The sequence below is a fragment of the Micromonospora gifhornensis genome, assembly GCF_016863515.1.
Classification (GTDB): Bacteria; Actinomycetota; Actinomycetes; order Mycobacteriales; family Micromonosporaceae; genus Micromonospora; species Micromonospora gifhornensis.
Genome location: NZ_BOPA01000100.1, coordinates 1 through 1,319, shown reverse-complemented (window position 1 = coordinate 1,319; position 1,319 = coordinate 1). Strand labels below are relative to the sequence as shown.

General features: G+C 68.7%; 2 protein-coding genes. Both read right to left on the bottom strand.

The genetic code is table 11. The features are described 5' to 3' along the window. Nucleotides 1-42: 42 nt before the first annotated feature. Nucleotides 43-942 (bottom strand): IS3 family transposase, encoded by a 900-nt coding sequence (locus Vgi01_RS30290; protein WP_203220148.1) that lies wholly within the window; start codon nt 940-942, stop codon nt 43-45. Then, nucleotides 939-1,241, bottom strand: coding sequence for a transposase (locus Vgi01_RS30285; RefSeq protein ID WP_158244936.1), 303 nt, complete (start codon nt 1,239-1,241; stop codon nt 939-941). Before Vgi01_RS30285 ends, Vgi01_RS30290 begins: the two co-directional genes overlap by 4 nt. Nucleotides 1,242-1,319: the final 78 nt, after the last annotated feature.

The following is a 1,319-nucleotide window of genomic DNA, read 5'->3' as shown; positions in this document are numbered from 1 at the left end:
GGGCTTGACCCGTTTCGACGGACAGGGTCGATGAGTTGATCTTCAGGCTACCTTGAGCGCCGGCACCAAGCTGATGTCGGTGCCGTCTTCGTAGGCGGCGGGGCTGAGGTAGCCGAGGCTGGAGTGCCGGCGGCGGGTGTTGTACCAGCCTTCGATGTACTCAAATGTGGCCTGGTGGGCGGCTTTGCGGGTGGGCCAGGCCTGCCGGTGGATCAGTTCCGTTTTCAGGGTCGAGAAGAACGACTCGGCGACCGCGTTGTCCCAGCACTGCCCGCGCCGGCCCACGCTCAGCCGTACACCGTGGCGTTTCGCGAGGCGGGCGTGCTGAGCGCTCGTATATTGACAGCCGCGGTCGGAGTGGAAGACCAGGCCGTCGGCGGGACGGCGCCGGGCGAGGGCGTCGGACAGAGCGGCGTCGACCAGATCGGTCTTGAGATGGTCAGCCGTGGCCCAGCCCACGACCCGGCGCGAGGCCAGGTCGATGACGGTGGCCAGGTAGAGCCAACCTTCCCACGTGTTGATGTAGGTGATGTCGCCGCACCAGCGGGTGTCGACCGCCGCCGGGTCGGCGGTGAAGTCCCGCTCGACGAGGTCCGGCCGGTTCCCGGCGTTCGGGTCCGGGATCGTGGTCGCCTTCCAGCGGCGTGGGCTCTTGCCGCGCACGCCGGCCTCGCGCATCCGGGCGGCGATGCGTTTACGGCCGTGGCGCCGTCCGGCCGCAGCGAGTTCGGCGTGGATGCGCGGCGCCCCGTAGGTGCCGTTCGATGCCGCGTGCACGGCGATGATCTGCTCGGTGAGTTCGGCATCGACGCGGTCGCGGGCGGACTGCTCGCCGCGGGCGTGCTGGTAAAAGGCGGACCGGGAGACCTTCAGCAGCTCGCACGCACGCTTGACGTTGTGCTTGCCGGCCTGCTCCGCCTCGATGAACGGGTACACGTTCACCGGGTCTCCCTCGCGAAGAAAGCCGTGGCCCGTTTCAGGATGTCGACGTCCTGCTGCAACCGGCGGTTCTCCGCCCGCAGCCGGGCCAGTTCCGCCCGCTCGTCGGAGGCGAGCCCGTCCGTGCGGGCCCCGGCGTCGATCTCGGCCTGTTTGACCCAGGCTCGCACAGCCGTCTCGGTCAGGTCGAAGTCCCTGGCCACCTGCCCGACGGTGCGGTCACCACGCTGACACAGCTCGACGATCTCGGCCTTGAACTCGGGCGTGAACGCCCGCCTCGGCCGCGATCGCTTCTTTCCCACGCTCTCCATGATGCTGGACATCCTCCCGGAGACTCCAGGTCCCCTGATCTTGGATGTCCGTCAAAACGGGGTAGGCCC